Annotated in this window: 17 protein-coding genes and 1 pseudogene; 8 read left to right on the top strand and 10 right to left on the bottom strand. The window is 59.7% G+C overall.

Annotation, left to right across the window (positions count from 1 at the left end):
• The 3 genes from EJA71_RS10150 to EJA71_RS10140 form a co-directional block, all read right to left on the bottom strand.
• The gene (locus tag EJA71_RS10150) at window positions 1–957 is read right to left on the bottom strand and encodes a YCF48-related protein (protein WP_158956481.1); all 957 of its coding nucleotides are present in this window, start codon (window positions 955–957) and stop codon (window positions 1–3) included.
• 71 nt (window positions 958–1,028) lie between these two features.
• The gene (locus EJA71_RS10145; protein WP_158956479.1) at window positions 1,029–2,384 is read right to left on the bottom strand and encodes a DUF1329 domain-containing protein; all 1,356 of its coding nucleotides are present in this window, start codon (window positions 2,382–2,384) and stop codon (window positions 1,029–1,031) included.
• Window positions 2,385–2,407: 23 nt separating this feature from the next.
• Window positions 2,408–4,282 (bottom strand): DUF1302 domain-containing protein, encoded by a 1,875-nt coding sequence (locus tag EJA71_RS10140; RefSeq protein ID WP_158956477.1) that lies wholly within the window; start codon window positions 4,280–4,282, stop codon window positions 2,408–2,410.
• 250 nt (window positions 4,283–4,532) lie between these two features.
• On the opposite strand from EJA71_RS10140, the gene EJA71_RS10135 reads away from it, so the two are divergent.
• Window positions 4,533–5,546 carry an AraC family transcriptional regulator gene (locus EJA71_RS10135; RefSeq protein WP_158956475.1) on the top strand — a complete coding sequence of 338 codons (1,014 nt, stop codon included), beginning with the start codon at window positions 4,533–4,535 and terminating at the stop codon, window positions 5,544–5,546.
• 18 nt (window positions 5,547–5,564) lie between these two features.
• Here the strand turns inward: EJA71_RS10135 and EJA71_RS10130 are convergent, their stop codons facing one another.
• From EJA71_RS10130 to EJA71_RS10120, 3 genes are read right to left on the bottom strand one after another with little or no spacing between them, the layout of a single operon-like run.
• Complete coding sequence (locus tag EJA71_RS10130; RefSeq protein ID WP_158956473.1) at window positions 5,565–6,644, bottom strand: zinc-binding dehydrogenase; 1,080 nt, start codon at window positions 6,642–6,644, stop codon at window positions 5,565–5,567.
• A 52-nt stretch (window positions 6,645–6,696) separates the two neighbouring features.
• Window positions 6,697–7,719, bottom strand: a complete 1,023-nt coding sequence (locus EJA71_RS10125; protein WP_218576477.1) for an NAD(P)-dependent oxidoreductase — start codon at window positions 7,717–7,719, stop codon at window positions 6,697–6,699.
• A 59-nt stretch (window positions 7,720–7,778) separates the two neighbouring features.
• Window positions 7,779–8,297, bottom strand: a complete 519-nt coding sequence (locus tag EJA71_RS10120; RefSeq protein WP_158956471.1) for a 2,4'-dihydroxyacetophenone dioxygenase family protein — start codon at window positions 8,295–8,297, stop codon at window positions 7,779–7,781.
• 219 nt (window positions 8,298–8,516) lie between these two features.
• Here EJA71_RS10120 and EJA71_RS10115 point away from each other — a divergent pair, with 219 nt between their 5' ends.
• Window positions 8,517–9,425 carry an alpha/beta fold hydrolase gene (locus EJA71_RS10115; RefSeq protein WP_158956470.1) on the top strand — a complete coding sequence of 303 codons (909 nt, stop codon included), beginning with the start codon at window positions 8,517–8,519 and terminating at the stop codon, window positions 9,423–9,425.
• A gap of 127 nt (window positions 9,426–9,552) precedes the next feature.
• Window positions 9,553–9,717, top strand: a complete 165-nt coding sequence (locus tag EJA71_RS10110) for a DUF2986 domain-containing protein (protein WP_158956468.1) — start codon at window positions 9,553–9,555, stop codon at window positions 9,715–9,717.
• A gap of 96 nt (window positions 9,718–9,813) precedes the next feature.
• Here EJA71_RS10110 and EJA71_RS10105 read toward each other — a convergent pair whose 3' ends face one another.
• Entirely contained in the window at window positions 9,814–10,824 is a 1,011-nt protein-coding gene (locus EJA71_RS10105; protein WP_158956466.1) for an NAD(P)-dependent alcohol dehydrogenase, read from the bottom strand.
• A gap of 162 nt (window positions 10,825–10,986) precedes the next feature.
• On the opposite strand from EJA71_RS10105, the gene EJA71_RS10100 reads away from it, so the two are divergent.
• Together EJA71_RS10100 and EJA71_RS10095 are read left to right on the top strand one after the other, a co-directional pair.
• Window positions 10,987–11,901, top strand: coding sequence for a LysR family transcriptional regulator (locus EJA71_RS10100; protein WP_158956464.1), 915 nt, complete (start codon window positions 10,987–10,989; stop codon window positions 11,899–11,901).
• Window positions 11,902–12,034: 133 nt separating this feature from the next.
• Window positions 12,035–12,319: pseudogene (locus tag EJA71_RS10095) on the top strand (LysR substrate-binding domain-containing protein); the annotation flags it as partial.
• A gap of 134 nt (window positions 12,320–12,453) precedes the next feature.
• Here the strand turns inward: EJA71_RS10095 and EJA71_RS10090 are convergent.
• Complete coding sequence (locus tag EJA71_RS10090) at window positions 12,454–12,924, bottom strand: nuclear transport factor 2 family protein (protein WP_158956462.1); 471 nt, start codon at window positions 12,922–12,924, stop codon at window positions 12,454–12,456.
• A gap of 162 nt (window positions 12,925–13,086) precedes the next feature.
• Here EJA71_RS10090 and EJA71_RS10085 point away from each other — a divergent pair, with 162 nt between their 5' ends.
• The 3 genes from EJA71_RS10085 to EJA71_RS10075 all read left to right on the top strand — a co-directional run bounded on the left by EJA71_RS10085 (window position 13,087) and on the right by EJA71_RS10075 (window position 15,469).
• A complete protein-coding gene (locus tag EJA71_RS10085) occupies window positions 13,087–13,953 on the top strand; it encodes an AraC family transcriptional regulator (protein ID WP_069556797.1) in 867 nt (288 codons plus the stop codon).
• 701 nt (window positions 13,954–14,654) lie between these two features.
• Entirely contained in the window at window positions 14,655–15,020 is a 366-nt protein-coding gene (locus tag EJA71_RS10080) for a DUF6124 family protein (RefSeq protein WP_122595591.1), read from the top strand.
• 89 nt (window positions 15,021–15,109) lie between these two features.
• The gene (locus EJA71_RS10075; protein ID WP_158956460.1) at window positions 15,110–15,469 is read left to right on the top strand and encodes a DUF6124 family protein; all 360 of its coding nucleotides are present in this window, start codon (window positions 15,110–15,112) and stop codon (window positions 15,467–15,469) included.
• 153 nt (window positions 15,470–15,622) lie between these two features.
• On the opposite strand, the gene EJA71_RS10070 is transcribed toward EJA71_RS10075, so the two are convergent.
• A complete protein-coding gene (locus tag EJA71_RS10070) occupies window positions 15,623–16,135 on the bottom strand; it encodes a hypothetical protein (protein WP_158956458.1) in 513 nt (170 codons plus the stop codon).
• A gap of 175 nt (window positions 16,136–16,310) precedes the next feature.
• Complete coding sequence (locus EJA71_RS10065) at window positions 16,311–16,979, bottom strand: DUF3313 domain-containing protein (protein WP_158956456.1); 669 nt, start codon at window positions 16,977–16,979, stop codon at window positions 16,311–16,313.
• Window positions 16,980–17,022: the final 43 nt, after the last annotated feature.

Below are 17,022 nucleotides of genomic sequence, written 5' to 3'. Positions count from 1 at the left end.
TTACTCCTGACCCTGGGTCACGTTGGCCGCGAGGGGCGTGACGCCGCGATCGCCGACCGCGAGCAGTTGGCCGTCGGCCAGTTGCAGCGCCTTGGCCAGACTGGTGTGGGTGGATGGCAGCGTCTTGAAGGTCTGGCCCTGATCGTCACTGGCCAGCAGCAAACCACTGTTGCCCAACACCAGCACCCGCCCCGACTTGAGCTGCAACGCCCCGTTGAACGCGAACGTGGTGGCCGTGTCGCGCCGCGCCCAGGTCAGGCCGTCATCGCTGGACAGCCAGACGTTGCCGCGCATGCCGTAGATCAGCAGCGCGCCATTTTGCAGTTGCAGGGCACCGAACAGGCTGCCGGCGTAAGGGCTGTCCATGGCTTGCCAGGTTTCGCCGTGATCCCGCGAACGGGCGAGCGTGCCGCTCTCGCCGACCATCAGGCAATCGCCGTTGGCCAATGTGATGACTTGCGAAATATGCCGGTCGAAGTCGCCGTCCAGCACCGGCAGTCGCTGCCAGCTGACGCCGTTATCGCTAGAGCGCAGATACAGGCCGAACGCGCCCCAGGCAGCCATGCGCCCGTCGCCCAAGGCAATGACACCGAGCAGCGAATCACCATTGGCGGGCGTCTCGATCGACGACCAATGCAGGCCGCCATCGTCGGTGCGCAACAACGTGCCGCCATGCCCCACGGCAACACCAATCGCTGCGCTGACAAACGCCACGCCGGACAAGGTGCGTGTGGTGTCAGTGCGCACCGAGCGCCATTGCGCATTTTTTTCATCGGCGATCAGCACCACGCCGCGCTCGCCGACCGCCACCAGATGGTCGCCGTTGTCGGCAATGTTGAGCAGGAACGCGTGTTGCGAGCTGACCTGATAGTCGAGCTTGGGCGATTCGGCGCGCAGTGCGCCGGCGAGCAGGCACAACCCCACGCCCGCCAGCCATTCCAGATGACGTAACGACATGACAAGGATTCCAGTAAGCCTGCGAACGACCGGATGGCCGTCCGCAGCGGGTTAATCAAGAGGCGTGGCGATCACTTGCCCATGCGCCGCAAGGCGTCAGGCTGGAAGTCGACGAAACGCCCCTTGATCCCGAATTTCCACGGCTGCTGTTCTTCGTTGGCCAGGCCGGACAGGTAATAGCTGCCATTGCTCAGGTCATGCCAGATGTTGGCGCGATACCACGGCACTTGCGCGTCGTAGAACTGGATCAGCGGATGCACACCCACGCGCCACAAGGTGCCACGGGTGTCATAGGCATCACTGGCCAACACGGTCCAGGAATCTTCGTCGAGGTACATCACACGCTTGCCGTACACGTGTTTGGCATCGGCGCGCAAGGTGCCTTCGACCACCCAGACACGGTGCAGCTCGTAGCGCAGCAAATCCGGGTTGGGCGTGTTGACGGTGAGGATGTCTTTGTACTTGACCTGTTTCGAGCCGAGCTTGTAGTCGTTGTACGGCACGTACATCTCGCGCTTGCCGATGAGTTTCCAGTCGAAGCGGTCCGGAGCGCCGTTGTAGCCGTCGAAGTCGTCGGTCACGCGCAGGCCTTCGGTGCCGTCGTTGACGTTGTCATAGGCCAGATCCGGGGCACGACGCACACGGCGCTGGCCGACGTTGTAGATCCACGCCGAACGCACTTCCTTGACCTGATCGATCGGTTCCTGCACCAGTTGCACGGTGCCGGCCAGGGTTGCCGGGGAGATGAATCGCGCCGAATAGTTGAGCAGACGGTTGTCCGATTGCTTGTCCATGTTGGCATCGAAGACGCGATTTTCTTCCACGCGCAACGCGTAGTAATCACCGCCGCCACGCACCGGGAACGAGGCGTAGGTGCGCTGCAAACCACCGCCGAGGTAACGCACGTTGTGATTCCAGATGGCCTCAAGACCATTTTTCGGGATCGGGAACGGCGTGGTCGAACCGTTCAGGTTGCTCACGCCAAAACCGTTGAGTTCGACGTGCGGCGCCTCCTGTTTGACCTTGTCGGCAACGGCTGCCGGAACCATCGCCGTGCGATGCGTCGGGTAAACCGGCATGACAAAACTCGGGTACTTGGCCAGCAGCGCCTGCATGCCCGGCGTGAGTTTGTCCTTGTACTGCGCGAAATTGGCGGCGGTGATGGTGAACAGCGGTTTTTCGCTGGCGAACGGGTCGACGTAGCCCTGCTCCGGGCTCCAGCCACTGGGCGGCTGCGCCATGCCACCGGTGTAGGCCGGAATCGAGCCGTCAGCATTGCCGGCCATTTCGCCACCCAGCGGGGTCAGGTCTTTGCCCAGACGGGCGGCTTGATCGGCGCTGATCTGGGCGTGCGCCGGGCTGCTCAAGGCGAGCAGCAAGGCAGACGCCACGCCACCCAGGCGCGTGGCATGAATAAGCTTGTTCATCAGACTTACCTCTTATTGTTCTGTCAGAAGCTGTAGCTGTAATTGACCGCGTAGAAATCGCGGTCATGCAGGGGGTCGTATTCGGCGCTGTTGTCGAAACTGACGTAGCTGAAATCGAGTTTTTGCTGCTTGTTGTAATCGAAGGTGATGCCCACCGCCGTGGTAATCCGCCCCTCGTTGAACTGGCCATCCATCGACACGCCATCGACGTCCTGGCCGAGGAACGCGTAAGGCGACGCGGTGATGCTGGTGCCGAGGAAGTTGTTGTAATCGAGCTGGCCGCGCAGGCGATAACCCCAGGCAAAATCGGTGACATAGCCTTGGTTCTTGCACCCGGCGGGGCTTGAGTTGTTCAGGCTGGCGATGGTCGTGGTGCAGGTGTTGCCCCCCCCGGGAATGGTCGGCGACGAGCCCATGCCGTAGATGAAACCGCGACCGTAGCGGCGGTCTTCGTCACCCTGCGCAATGTTGTTCCACTGGAACCCGGCTTCGGCGACCACCGTCAGGTTGTCCGCCTTGAGCACGTTGGGGAACACGTTGACGCCGTTGACTTGAAACTGGGTTTTCTCGTACCGGTCCCAACCGGCGGTGAACGGCGCACTTTGCACCTTCACCGCTTGCAGCAATTCGCCTGCCGGGCCGACCCCGGTCAAAGCGCCGTTGAGCAAATCGGCACCGTTGATTTGTGCCGGTTGATTGGGCGAATAGCTGAGTTCCGAACCGATCGACCAGCCGCCCAGCGTGGTGGTGAAACTCAGCCCGTACAGGCGAATGTCTTCCGGGTATTCCCAGCTAGGCCCGACGAACTGACCTTGCGCGTTGCGCGCGATAGCACCGGGTGTGCCAGCGTTGGGAAACGCCGTCAGCGCGGCCGAACCGGTGCTGCGCATGCCCAGATAAGGCGTGCGCGAGTGGTAGTTCATGTAATACACGCCCAACTCGCCGTCGAGGGCATCGAGCGGGAAACGGAACGCCACGCCCCACTGACCGCTGTCGCGCGGGTCTTTGCCCTTCACTTCCGGCAAGTACGCGCCAGCGGCAATCTTGGTGGGCGATGAAGGATTGGTGCCACCGAGTAAGGTGCCCACCTGGCAATCGCCGAAGTCCTGGCCAATGGCACTTTCGGTCACCGACCAATAGTGGCCGCAGCCTTCGATAGCCGTGCTTTCGTACTTGAGCTGGTAGAACGCCTCCATGGAAATCCCGGCGGGCAGACCAATGTTGACGTAGCCCATCCACACCGGAATCAGCGCTTCCTTGAGCTCCGTGCCGGGGCGGCGCAAGGCCGGGACGTCGAGCGGGTTGATCTGGTTGATGCCCTGGATATAAGCGCTTTCGCCCCAGTTGACCACTTGCCGGCCAAGGCGCACCTGCACCGGCGTGTCGTCGAAGTAATAGGTGTTGTAGGCGTAGGCATCGAGCAGGTAAACGCCGCTGAATTTCTGCAGGTCGGCGTAACCGTCATCGTTGAGCGGTTTCTTGCGATAGCCATTGCCGGCGCTGCCGAAATTGACGTCTTCGTCCTTGAGCGCTTCGTCATACCAGCCTTTGACCCGCACCAGACCGCCCATGTCGCCATTGCGCAGCGACAGATCGGTGACGAATTTGGCGATGGTGGAGACGCGGTCGCCCTTGTCATAGTTGAGGTTGCCAGCGTCAACCGAGCCGCCCGTGCCGCCGGATTTGCCGAGCAGTGCACCGTTGGCGCCGCTGTACAGCGCTTTGTCCTGATTCTCCGCACGCCATTGCGAACCGACCGACAGCGTGGTGTTCCACTCCCCTTCCCAGCCGTTTTCCAACTGGAACGGCAGGGCCTGCACGGCCCCGGCCGACACGCAGGAAATGGCCACGGCCAACGGTTTCATCCAGGTACGAACGTTGCTGTTTTTATTGTGCATGCAGGTCTCCGCCATCGCCCTTACCGTGCGGGGCCGGACTTGACCCCATGGCTGAGCGTTCTTGTTTGTGTGCGCAAGCATGCAGAGAGGGCGTGCAGAATCATTTGTCCGTTCATGTCAGACTTTTGTCATTAGCCGTCAGCCAACGAATTAAACTGTTCGTCCATCACAAATGCAGAGACGATGGCGCTGCCCGCCCGCAGAGGTCGGGCATCGCCTGTTTCATGACACAAGAGCCTAAAAGCCGACCATGACTGCCCTGATCAAAACCTCTTCCCTGACCGGTTACCCCCAGCTCGTGCGAGAACTGGGCGGCAATCCCGATGACCTGCTGCGCCAGCTGCAGATCGATCCCAAGTCGCTCGACAACGGCTCGGCCGTGGTGCCGTACCGGGCGATGATCAACTTGCTGGAGCTGACTGCCGAACAGTTGCAATGCACTGATTTCGGCCTGCGTCTGGCCGAGCGGCAAAGCATCAATATCCTCGGCCCGTTGGCAGTGGTGGCGCAGAACGCGCGCAATGTCGGCGAAGCGCTGACGGAGATCGTGCGTTTCCTGCACATCTACAGCCCCGGCGTGCTGGTGCACCTGGACACCGAAATCGACCCGGTCCACCCCTACCTGATCTATGAAATGACCCTGCGGCCGCCACCGCGCCAGCGCCAGGTGATCGAGACGTCCCTGGGGGTCATGTTCAAAACCTTGCAGATGCTTTACGGCCCGGGATTCCGCCCGCACTCGGTGCTGTCGCGCACCGAAGCGCGGCTGCCACAGAGTCGCTATCAGCGCTTCTTCGGCGCCCGCACCTACTTCGGCCAGGCGCACAACGCCTTGGTGCTGCAGCCTGATTGCCTGAGCAAACCGATCGACCAGCACAACAGCCAATTGCACGACACCATGATGGAATACGTCAGCAACATGGGCGCGGCCAACCCGCTGGACATCGGCAAGCAGGTCGAGTCGTCGATTCGCCGGCTGTTGCCGACGCAACGCTGCGCCCTGCCGCTGATTGCCGAACAACTGGGCATGCGCGAACGCTCGCTGCAACGGCGGCTGGCCGACAACGATCTGGTGTTCGAAGACATGGTCGAGCGCGCACGTCAGGAACTTGCCGAGTTGTACCTGGCGGAAGCGAACATGCCGATGGCGCAGATTGCCGGCCTGCTGGGCTATGCCGAACAGAGTTCGTTCAACCGCGCCTGCAAACGCTGGTACGGCGTTCCGCCGCGCGTGCGCCGCACGCAATTGCGCGCCGACCCGTAAGCCGGCGCGCAAAGGCTTTCACGCGTAGGTGATGATGATTTTCGCGTGCTCATCCGGCTGCGCCAGATCGGCGAACGCACCGGCCACCTGATCCAGTCCGACGCGACCGGTGATCATCGGCGCGCCGTCGAGTTTGCCGTCAGCGAGCGCGTGCAAGGTGTGGGCGAACTCTTCCCCGGTGTAGCCGAAGGAAAAATGCACGTTCATTTCCTTGCCGATGCCGATCAAGGGTTCGATGCGGTCGCTCTCCATGCACACGCCGACGACGATCAGTCTTGAGCGCGGCGCAGCGTTCTGGATCACTTGCTGAATCAGTCCCGGCACGCCCACGCACTCGAACACCACGCACGGCTTGGGTTGTGGCCCCAAACCCAACAGCGCCATCGGCCCGGTGATGTCGTAACCCTCGGGCGCCGCGACTTGCAGCCACGACTGGTACGGCGACTGTTCAGCCGGATTGACCACCACGTCGGCGCCCATTTTCTCTGCGAGGGCGCGACGCCCGGCGGAGAAGTCGGAAGCCACCACCGGGCCGATACCGCGGGATTTCAGCACCGCGATCACGGCCAGGCCAATCGGCCCGCAACCGATCACCACCGGCACTTCGCTGCCATCCAGACGCGCACGATTGACGGCGTGAGCGGCCACGGTCAGCGGCTCGGTCAATGCCGCGATGTCCGCCGGCAGATCGCCTGGTACCGGCATCAACATCTGCTCGGCCAACACCATCTGCTCGCCGTAACCACCCGGATAACGGTTGGAAAAACCGATGTGATGGAAATGCTCCGGGGTAATCACGAACGGCAACGAACAGACGCGTGTGCCGACCTTGAGTTTCTTCTCGCTGCCCGGCCCGTGATCGAGAATCTCGGCACAGTATTCATGGCCGAACACCACATCCTGGCGATCATCGAAGGCAATCGGAATGTGCCCGCGCTTGAAGTTGGCCAGGACATGTTCGCAGTGATGGAACATGTGCAGATCCGAGCCGCAAATGCCACAAGCGAGGGTTTTGACCAGCACCTCACCCTGCCCCGGCGTGGGCGCTGTGATCGAGTCAACTTGCAATTGCTTGTCACGCATGACAACCGCTTTCATCAGAATTCTCCTTATCAGATTGCACCGCCGACGACTCGGCGGCGTGCAGGCATCAGCTCAACTGGCCGACTTCACGCAGCCACGCCTCGGAACGGCGCAAGCCTTCGTCGAGGCTGACCTTGGGCGCGTAACCCAGCAGACGGCGGGCCTTGTCGATGGAAATGCCGCCGGTGCGGGCGAACATGTACATGGTGTCCGGCGTGACTTCGTCGTTGCGGCGCAGCAGTTGATTGATCTGCCAGATCGCCCAGGTCAGCGTCACCGCCAGACCCAGCGGCAGGCTGCGCGGCGCACCGCTGCGACCGGCCCAACGCCAGTGATGGCTGAAGAATTCACGGCAACTGACCGACTCACTCGCACTGACGTGGAAGATCTGCCCGCTCGCCTGAGGCAAACCGGCGGCGAGCATCACGCCGTCGAGCAAGTCATCGATGTATACCGGGGTCCAGCGCCCCTTGCCGCCGTTGGGCAGAATCAGCGCGCCGGCCTTGGCCATCTTCAGCGGCTCGCTGAGCCAGGCACGGGAACCGGGGCCGTACACGTCACCGGGACGCACCACCGTGCAATCAATTTCACCCGCTGCATGCGCCGCCAACACCACGTGCTCGCTCGCACCTTTGGCCACGCCGTAGCGATAGTGATCACCGATGACCACGTCACTGCGCTCGTCGGCCTGCTCGGCGTATTCCCAGCCGAGGGCGGCAATCGAGGAAAACTGCACGAAGCGTTTGGCGCCGCTGGCGATGGCGACATCGAGGCAATTGCGCACGCCGCGAACCGAGACCTCGCGGTACTGCTGCCACGACGCCGCGAGGGACACCACCGCTGCGGTGTTGATGAACAACTCGCAGCCGCGAGCATGTTCGGCCCATTGCTGCGGGCGGGTCAGGTCACCGGCGACCACGCCGTTGGCAGCGTCCGCGCGCAGGTCCATGCCGCGCACTTCGACCCCGAGCGCCCGATAGCGACGCGCCAATGCCTGGCCGATAAAGCCGCTGGCACCAGTGATGAAAACCGAACGCGGCACGTCAGGCGTCTGCCCTTCGCTGCCGGTTGGCATGACAGGTTGGCTCATTGAGCACACTCCACAAATCCAGACGAATGGGCGGCCGCCGCAGCGCCCGCCGCGAGTGCTCAGCCGACGGTGTAATCGGCGTTGCCAGGGCGGATGTAACGCGCCGGGTCGAGGCCGCGCTCCTTCACCAGACGGTCGATGAGTTGCATGATGTCGGTCGCGTCCATGACGTTGACAAAGTTGCCGTCCTGGTCGAAGTTGATGTTGGCGCCGTGGACCACCATGAATGTGTCGGTGGGCTCGGTATTGTCTTGCGGCACCATGAACGTGTGGATCGAACCGCCCGGCTCGTACAGATAGCTACCGGCAGTCTGTGGCTGATCCGGGTATTCGACGTAGTGCCACCGCCCCGACATCGTGAACAGGTGCACCGGGCCGGTGTGGTAATGGCATGGCAGGCGCACGCCGGGCTGAAAGATCACGCGCAGCGTCCAGATACCGAGGTTCGGGTCCAGATACAGCGGCTGCACATCGACGCCGGGAAAGTACGGCGCCAGCGCATCTTTGTAGATCGGCAGGTCGTGGGTGTTGAGGGTCAGCAGTTCCTTGTGATCGAAGAACGGCACGGGCATTGGCATTATTGTTTTCCTCAGGCAGACGGTGGCAGGTAACGGTCATTACGTCTGCCCATACTGCGGTGGATACCGGCACAAGAATTGTCATTTGCCGCCACTCGTTTGGCATTTGCCGACAGCCAATCGACCGCGCTGACGTCGATTCATGCGCACCCACTGCAGAGGCGCAAATGGCGGATGCGGCTACGCTCATTCCATCCCCCACACGCCTGGAGTCGCCCCATGACCCGCCTGTTTTTTACCACCCTGACCTTGCTCGCCCTCAGCCTGCCGGCTCTCGCTGACGTCACGCCGTTCCCCGCGGCCTTCAAGACCCAGGACATCAAAGTCGAAGGCGCGACCATGCACGTGCGCGTCGGCGGCAAAGGCCCCGCCGTGGTGTTGTTGCATGGTTTTGGCGACACCGGCGACATGTGGGCGCCGCTGGCGGCGGATCTGGCGCGTGACCACACCGTGGTAGTGCCGGACTTGCGCGGCATGGGCCTGTCGTCGATTCCCGAGGGCGGTTACGACAAGAAGACTCAAGCGGCGGACATTCGCGGCGTGTTGAGCGCCCTGAAAATCGAACACTCAGTGGTGATCGGTCACGACATCGGCACCATGGTCGCCTTCGCCTACGCCGCGCGGTATCCGCAACTCACTGAGCGGCTGGTGGTGATGGACGCGCCGGTGCCCGGCATCACGCCGTGGAACGACATCGTCCGTTCGCCGATGCTCTGGCACTTCGACTTCGGCGGCGCCGACATGGAACGACTTGTAGCTGGGCGCGAGCGCGTCTACCTCGACCGCTTCTGGAACGAATTCGCCGGCACCCCCGCCAAAGTCGACGAAGGCACCCGCCAGCACTACGCCAAACTCTACGCCCGCCCCGGCGCCATGCACGCCGCGTTCGCGCAATTTCGCAGCATCCGTCAGGACGCCATCGACAACGCCCCGGTTCTGCAACAGAAACTGACCATGCCGGTGCTGGCCATCGGCGGCGAAAAATCCTTCGGCAACAACGAAGCCATCGTCATGCGCAACGCCGCCGACAACGTCACCGAAGTGGTCATCCCCGCCGCCGGCCACTGGCTGATGGAAGAAGCACCGACGCCGACCATCAAAGCCGTGCGCGACTTTATCGCCATGTGAGCAAATGACATTGCCTGAACCCGATGCATGCGTCAGGATTCGCCCCTTTTTGATGGCGCGGCCATGGACGCCTGCGTTTATGCCCTTCGATCGTTGATTTTTTACCTTTGCTTACTGAGTAACACACATGAATCGTCAGAAAAAACTGAAGCAGTTGTTCAAGGAAAAGGCCAAAAAGGCCAGCGCGAAATTGGCGCCGAAGAAGCCGAAATACATCAGTAAGGCTGAGCGGGCGAAGATGGAGGCTGAGGGGCAAGGGGTTGTGGAGTCGGGTGAGTCGGCTGAGAGCTGATCGGCGGACATCAGATTCCGCGGATCTTCCGCTCAGACCCTGGCAGCGAATCTGCCGCGATCCGCAAAAAAGGCGCCAATTGGCGCCTTAATGCTATCAAGCGATCTTGATCACAACCTTGCCCAATGCTCCCCTCGCGAGATGTTCGTAAGCTTCTCGTGCCTTCTCGAACGGATAGACCGTATCGATCACAGGACGGATCTGGTGTTGGTTGAGGAAAGCGTTCATCCGGTCGAATGATGAGCGTGGCGCCACGGCGATCCCGCGAATGGTCGTCTGACGGAAAATCAGAGGCATCAGATTCAGTTCGACGGTTTGCCCGGTCAGAAAGCCAATCTGCGCAATACGCCCCGATGCCTTGGTGGCTGCAACCGATTGATTGATACCGCTGCCGCCGGCCACATCAAGTAGCAAGTCCACGCCCTTGCCGTCGGTCAGTTTCAGGACTTCGTCCGCCCATTGCGGTGTCGTTCTGTAGTTGATGCCCGCCACCGCTCCCAGTCCCTTCACGGTTTGCAGATTCTGGTCGCTGCTTGACGTTGCGATGACCTTCGCGCCAAGCGCTGTCGCAATTTGCACAGCAAATATCGATACGCCGCCGGTGCCTTGAACCAATACGGTCTGCCCTGGCTGGATCTGTCCAAAGTCCACCAACGAATACCAAGCTGTGAGCGCCGCAATAGGCAGTGTGGCCGCCTCCTCGTCGCTCATGTTGTCGGGGGCACCGACGGCGCTGTCTTCATGGATGATCATGTATTCGGCCAAGCCGCCGGGCAACGGCGAACCGAAGCAGTAATCGGGTTCGTTCGGTCCGGTTTCGCCATCCAGCCAGCGAGAGTAAAGATGCGAGTTGACGCGATCACCCACCTTGAAACGCGTCACGTCGTCACCGACCGCGACAACCGTGCCGGCGGCATCGCTGACCGGGATCAGGGGTTTGGGCACCATGTGCGGCTCATAAATGCCATCCACGATTGCCTTGTCGCGAAAATTGAGCGAGACCGCACCGACCTTGACCAGCAACTCGCCAGCCTCTGGCTGCGGGGTCGCGACCTCCCCCAACTGCAGATTTTCGAGTCCGAAATCTTTCAATAACCAAGCTTTCATTGTGAGTCTCCAAATACACGTCATGGGCCGAGAACCAGAGCCGGTTCTGCCTTGGGTGTGCATTTTTCGCTTTTGGCTGTGCGCAATAAATGCGTGGAAACAGACAGGATTGTTCTATCCTTGGGCAACAATCATGTGCGAGTCAGACGGGTTCATAGCGTTATGGAATTGCTTCAATCGATGCGCCTGTTCGCCAGGCTTGCCGAACTCGGCAGCTTTACCAAAGCCGCCGAATCGCTGGACATCGGGCGGCCTCAAGTCACTCGGTATATCCAGGAGCTGGAGACGTCACTAGGCGTGCGCCTGTTCCAGCGCACCACGAGAAAAGTGGCACTCACCGCCGAGGGCGAGCGGTTTTATGAACGCGTCCAGGAAATTCTGGCGGATATTTCTGCTGCGACCACCATGTTTGATCGATCCGGAGCAACGCTCGCAGGGCGACTTCGCGTCGACATCCCGACGGCGTTCGCGCAATTGAAATTCATCAAAAGCCTGAAAGAATTTACCGCAGCCTATCCGGGTATCAACGTGGTTCTGGGAGTGACTGACCGCGCCGTCGACCTGATCGGAGAAGGTATCGACTGTGCATTGCGTATCGGCGATTTACCGGACTCGTCCTTGATCGCGCGCCCTATCGCAATGGCGACCATGGTGACGTGTGCCGCACCCGCGTATCTGCACGAGCATGGCGAACCCGAAACACTCGACGATCTGGCCTCCCATCGAGGCGTCACCTTCTTGTCCGGACAGAGCAACAGAGCATTGCCCTGGCATTTCACGGTAAAGGGTCAGGATCGGGTTTTCGTGAGCAACACCGGCATCACCGTCAACGAGTCGAACGCGTACGTTCAGTGCGGCGTGTCCGGCTTCGGAATCATCCAGGCACCCGGGATTGCCGTGGCGGAGCATCTCGACAGTGGCGATCTGGTGGAAATTCTAAAGCGCTACCGCCCAGCTCCGCGCCCCGTGACGCTGCTGTACCCCAGTCGCACGCACCTGGCGCCACAGGTTCAGGTGTTTATTGAATGGTTGCAGGAGCGTTTTCCGCGGCTTCATTCTGAGTGGTTGGAATTTTAGGGTTGGTTTCGGGGGGCTGCTGTGAAGGCTGGGTCCAAATGGGGGGCTTGTGAGGGGCTGCTATCGGCCAATAGCTGCCAGTCACAGAAGGTTGCTTACGACCCAAAGCGAACGGTCGCGACAGGGAGAACTTGGCCGAATGACACGGATGGCGGTGGATGCCTGGCGCCAGAAGCAACGTTTTAGTCCGAACATCGTGCTGGAAGCTAACTCGATTGCCATCTTGAACAATGTACTCAAGCAATGTCGCTTGGCGACTATCCTTCTCGACGCGATAGTGCGTGAGCAAGCTGGATTACGTGAGCTTCGGACAATCCTATCGTTGCCTGGTCGCACAGTGGTGCTGTATCGCCGAAACAATGGGTATCACAGCGTGGCCGCTGACGCGTTTGCGAAACTCGTAAGCGTTCTGAGAACCCGCGTGTGCCTTATTGCCTGGGCGAAAATCGTTGGAAGCGGGTCGATTGCATCGCGCCCGCTGTAGCCCAAAAAACACATCTGTTTCGACATATGAATAGCCCTGTCAAAGGGATCAGGTAGTCAGGCCAGGCATTATGCCGCCGGAAATAGCGGGAATCCGGTTCCGGAGAACGCTTCGGTGTCGAGCCAGAGGTACTGAAAGGATCTGCTCTTGAAAACCCAATCGTCTCCCGAGCGTTGCAGCACATCGAACGCAATGCAGTGATTGCGGTAGTACTTCTCGCCTGGGCCGCGTGCAGATTCATGCACGAATGTGCGGGTAGTTGCCTGATCACCGTCGATAACAATCACCCCCGGCAGTGCGAATTGGACGAAGAACTCCTTGCCTGCGCGCAGTTTGTGAAGCAGCGCCACGTTGTTGTCTGGGCCTTTGGAGTACTGGCCGTGAGGGGCTTGACCAATGATGAATTCGCCATCATCTGCCCAAACCGAGTAAAACATTGCGAGGTCTGCGCGAGTCGCGCTGTCGGCGAAACGTGCAATGGTGTTCCGGATGGACGCCTCGTCCATGAATTGCTGCAAGCGAGAAGGTTGGTCTGACATCATCGGCCCTCTAAGCCAGGGTTATATTGGATGCCTCCACTTTCGCGAACATCCGGCCCGACCACATCCTCGATAGTGCTAAAGCCTTGCCTGATCCTACCAACTGTTTTAGTTTGAGAAACCACTGGCCTGTCGCGAGTGCGACCAGGATCGATAGCCATCATGCTGGAACATCTTCTCGCAATAGTGAGCCGACATCGCGGTTGCGCCGATCTATCAAACACTCTTCCCCGACTGACAATCAGATCCACAGATGCTCCGGTTCCTCCGACCCCGGCTCTATTTGCGCCGAAGTTCTATCTGCTGCTGCAAGGCGCCAAGCGGATGAACATTGCCGATAGCACGTTTGACTGCCATCCGGGCACCTGTGCAGTGGCATCGGTCGGGTTACCGTTCGTGAGTGAAGTGGTAGAGGCGAGCCCGGAAAAACCTTATATCAGTGTCGAATTAATGCTCGATGCAGGGATCGTCGCTGGCTTGCTTCTCGATATGAGCAAGTCCACCCAACCGTATCCGCAGGCGGGCGCTATCTCTATCGCCCAAGCCGATAGCAGTTTTGTCGAGCCGTTGGTTCGCTTCATCGGTCTGCTTGACACGCCAGCAGAGGTTAAGGTGCTTGGCTCCCAGTTCGAGCGCGAGTTCTACTACCGCCTATTGTTAAGTCCGCTAGGCTCCAGGCTCTGCCAAATTGGAATGCACAACACCCGGTTCGGACAAATCAAAATCGCGGCAGACTGGATCAGCGCGAACGCCGATAAGCCGATGAGTGTGCATTGGCTTGCCGCTCATGTCGGTATGAGCGTCACGTCGTTCCACCGACATTTCAAGGCGGTTACTGCACATAGTCCGCTCGCTTACCAGCGACAACTTAGGCTACTCGCTGCTCGACGGCTGCTCGCATCCGGAGCATCAAATGTTACAGGTGTCGCATTTGAGACCGGATACGCCAGCCCCTCTCAGTTCAGTCGAGAATACAAGAAGGCTTTCGGCGTAGCGCCGAACCGCGACGCTTTATCACTGCGCCGCTGATTTGAGCTTTTTCAATCGGATCAGGCTCGAATTGCGCGTGAGTCTCTATGCGTCAGGCGGCTGGAAAGCTTGAAGCGCATTTAAAGTCAATGTGTTTGGGTTGTTGACGAAGGCCCGGCGCAATGCCGGGTTTTGGCTTTCAGCGCAGTTGCTGTTTGTACTACCCAATGGGGTTCTTAGTCTATGTGATGCGATGGTGGAGGGTCCGCTTCTGGCCGATAGCAGCCATTGGCCCGGACCTTTCCCGAGCCACTTTGGCGGATATGGAGATACCGCCAGTCATAGATTTTGACCGCCCGCGTTTCCCACCCCCTGTCCAACACAAGACTATCCGGGAATCCGCCCCTTTCAACACCCCCCGTTTAAAAGACACCCCCTGTTACTGCACCCACCCTACAACACCTTGCGCCGTTGCCTACGCGTGCGCCAGAATCCGCCGGCTTACACGGCTGTGGGGCGGGCGTTATCGTTGGCTGGTCACTGAGAAACAGTGATCGGGTTTGGTAGCCCGTCTCTAAGCGTAATGCGACACCGTACACAGTCCCTTTTTCTGGGGCTCAGTTTATGGTGGCCATGCGTGGGGCTCTTTCGAGAGCGCCGGGTTTTCCCGCTTAGACCGGTCTACCAACCTGCGTATGGCCGCCACCCTCGTTTGGTAGCGAGTGTGATGGCTCCTTATTTTCTAAGTGGGAGTTTCATCCATGTTCAAAGCCACACCAAATCCTCCAGAAACCGATCCAATCCCGTACGACGCCGCGCTCGAACCTCAGAACATCAAAGAAGCGACCGACCGGGCGATCCATTTCTATCTAAACCCGCGCACTCCAAAGACCTCAATCCCATCCCGCAAAACCGGCAAGATCTACGTCATCGACCCCACCGTCGACGATGAGACCCTGCTCGTCGAGGCGTGCGAATCGCTGTCCACGGCCGGTGATATGGCGCGTGATTTTGCTGATTCCATGGACGGTTCGCAGCGTCGGGCGATGCTGGTGTTGCAGCAGGTGATCATGCTCAGTGAGCTGGCGGTCAATCGCGTGTTGGACAACTACCGCGTGCCGCACTAGTCGTCTGGTTGATGTGCGAGGGGCGTGCGCCCCTCGCTGCACACGGGCCGTTCGCGGTCGCGATGTTTCACTTTCTGGAGTCTCAGTCGATGTCCAAGACCCCACCGCTTGCACCGGATTGCGATCCGGCCTCGCCTTACGAATCGTTCAATTCACGAAAGCTCCACGATGCCGCCGAGCGTGCGCTCGATCATTATCTTTTGCCGGCGGCGATCATGGCTGCGCCCTACTCGCCCAACAGTCTGTTTATGGTCAATCCGCAAAGCGACACCGAATCCTTGCTGGCGAATGCCTGCGAGTCTTTGGCGTCGGCGACGGTGATGCTCGGTGATTTTGCCGGGACGTTGCAGGGGCCGAACCGCAATACGCTGTTGGGCATCGCCCAGGTGGTGATGCTGGGGGAGTTGGCGGTGAATCAGGCGCTGGATAACGTGGTGCCGAAGGAGTAAGCAACCGCCCTCGCCCAGCAAGTGCCATGCATTCTGCTGGCGAGGGCTACGTTTTCTGCGTTTCGCTGCACTGAGGGACGGGTCATCGACTTTTGAGCAGGGCGCGGGTTTGGGAGAACGGCGGCTTCTGGCCAAACGCAGCCGTTCGACACTCTAGCGTTGCATAGGCTGAAGCGGCCCGACGAACATCACCTTTAGCCGATCCTTTCCGATGACACGGGCCAACTCTGCGATAACGCAATACATGAATATCAGCGTGACGAGCAGTATCTGCACCGCCCAAAATCGCGGCCAGTTCATCGAAGCCCACAGCAAAGAGTTCGCGTCCATGAGGTTCGGCGCTTCTTTCCAGAAATCGTAAAGCCGCTCCAGATAGTGGACGGTCAGCGCCACCAGCGCATACATGAGCGTTTTCCAGATGACGTTCCAGATCAGCGGCTTATTGGGAAAACGGTTGATGAACGGCAGCATATCCGCGACCAACACGGACTTTCCAAGAATGAGAGAGGCAATCAGCACCGAGGCTGACACCGGAAGATCGAGCCCCGAACCTTTGATCATGAGTGAACGAATCAACGCGACTATGTGCAAAATCACGAAAAAAAACACGGTGGGTGGCAGCACTTTCATGAATTCATGTTTGACCTTAATCATCACCGCGTTCATTTCGGCGTCCTTTAGAAGGTAAGAAATCCGCTTTGCACCAAGACCAAAAGTGTTCAAGCATTCAGGGTGTACTGCTTTTTTACCGTGCCTTCAGAACCGCCACGTCGCACCACTGATGATGTGCAACGCGGCGCTCTTGTGGATGCCCGATAAGGTTGTGCCCGAACGTGCAGCGCTATTTCTTCAACTGCTCATAAGACTTGACCATGTCCCGTGCCCAGACATCGAGCACCGCTTTGAAATCATTGGCCTCCAGGACTTGCGCGGAGTTGTCGAGGTCAGCACCGGCGCCCTTGCGCACCACTTCGGCGACCAGCTTGTTGTCACTTCCATCGAGAAACGCGGCTTCGGTCGCCAGGCTGGTGTCCTGATCACGAATGCCGGTGGCGGCACTGACACCAGCGGCGACCAAGGCAATCGGGATGACTTCATACGGACGCAACCCCTTGGTCTTGGCACTGGCTGCGGTGATTGCCGGCCGTACCACCAGCACGCCCGGCCCTGGGCCGCTGGCGAGCGGAAGCGCGCTGGAAAAGGCATTTTTCAAGGTCTGATCGTAGTACTGAGTGATGCCATTGAGGGTCTTTTGCGGAATTTTTGCGGTAGGTTGCGGCTTGGGAAAGAGCTGACTGGGTTCGACGTAAACGCTGGTGAATTTGCTGACATCGACCTTCGGATCAATCCAGCGCATGACAGCGGCACCGGAAGGCGATTTCTCCTCCTTCAGGACGCTGTAGTCGCCGAGAAATCCGGAGTACTGCTCGGGGTCAACGTACTTGCTGGCACAGCCGGAAAGGGCCAACGACAGCACACACAACGGTACAGCGAGTGCCTTGAATTGCATGAGAACGCTCCATTGTCGACATACGGGTGTGAAGCGGGTCTGC

It is taken from the genome of Pseudomonas sp. PB106 (assembly GCF_009764645.1).
Classification (GTDB): domain Bacteria; phylum Pseudomonadota; class Gammaproteobacteria; order Pseudomonadales; family Pseudomonadaceae; genus Aquipseudomonas.
The sequence above is the reverse complement of the archived record's forward strand: the minus strand, read 5'-3'. Positions and strand labels throughout refer to the sequence as shown.

Coding starts and splice junctions, on each gene's coding strand:
- EJA71_RS10070 (WP_158956458.1), bottom strand. CDS start 16,135: ATGAACGCGGTGATGATTAAGGTCAAACATGAATTCATGAAAGTGCTG.
- EJA71_RS10075 (WP_158956460.1), top strand. CDS start 15,110: ATGTCCAAGACCCCACCGCTTGCACCGGATTGCGATCCGGCCTCGCCT.
- EJA71_RS10115 (WP_158956470.1), top strand. CDS start 8,517: ATGACCCGCCTGTTTTTTACCACCCTGACCTTGCTCGCCCTCAGCCTG.
- EJA71_RS10110 (WP_158956468.1), top strand. CDS start 9,553: ATGAATCGTCAGAAAAAACTGAAGCAGTTGTTCAAGGAAAAGGCCAAA.
- EJA71_RS10100 (WP_158956464.1), top strand. CDS start 10,987: ATGGAATTGCTTCAATCGATGCGCCTGTTCGCCAGGCTTGCCGAACTC.
- EJA71_RS10085 (WP_069556797.1), top strand. CDS start 13,087: ATGCTGGAACATCTTCTCGCAATAGTGAGCCGACATCGCGGTTGCGCC.
- EJA71_RS10130 (WP_158956473.1), bottom strand. CDS start 6,644: ATGAAAGCGGTTGTCATGCGTGACAAGCAATTGCAAGTTGACTCGATC.
- EJA71_RS10125 (WP_218576477.1), bottom strand. CDS start 7,719: ATGAGCCAACCTGTCATGCCAACCGGCAGCGAAGGGCAGACGCCTGAC.
- EJA71_RS10135 (WP_158956475.1), top strand. CDS start 4,533: ATGACTGCCCTGATCAAAACCTCTTCCCTGACCGGTTACCCCCAGCTC.
- EJA71_RS10150 (WP_158956481.1), bottom strand. CDS start 957: ATGTCGTTACGTCATCTGGAATGGCTGGCGGGCGTGGGGTTGTGCCTG.
- EJA71_RS10105 (WP_158956466.1), bottom strand. CDS start 10,824: ATGAAAGCTTGGTTATTGAAAGATTTCGGACTCGAAAATCTGCAGTTG.
- EJA71_RS10145 (WP_158956479.1), bottom strand. CDS start 2,384: ATGAACAAGCTTATTCATGCCACGCGCCTGGGTGGCGTGGCGTCTGCC.
- EJA71_RS10080 (WP_122595591.1), top strand. CDS start 14,655: ATGTTCAAAGCCACACCAAATCCTCCAGAAACCGATCCAATCCCGTAC.
- EJA71_RS10140 (WP_158956477.1), bottom strand. CDS start 4,282: ATGCACAATAAAAACAGCAACGTTCGTACCTGGATGAAACCGTTGGCC.
- EJA71_RS10120 (WP_158956471.1), bottom strand. CDS start 8,297: ATGCCAATGCCCGTGCCGTTCTTCGATCACAAGGAACTGCTGACCCTC.
- EJA71_RS10090 (WP_158956462.1), bottom strand. CDS start 12,924: ATGTCAGACCAACCTTCTCGCTTGCAGCAATTCATGGACGAGGCGTCC.
- EJA71_RS10065 (WP_158956456.1), bottom strand. CDS start 16,979: ATGCAATTCAAGGCACTCGCTGTACCGTTGTGTGTGCTGTCGTTGGCC.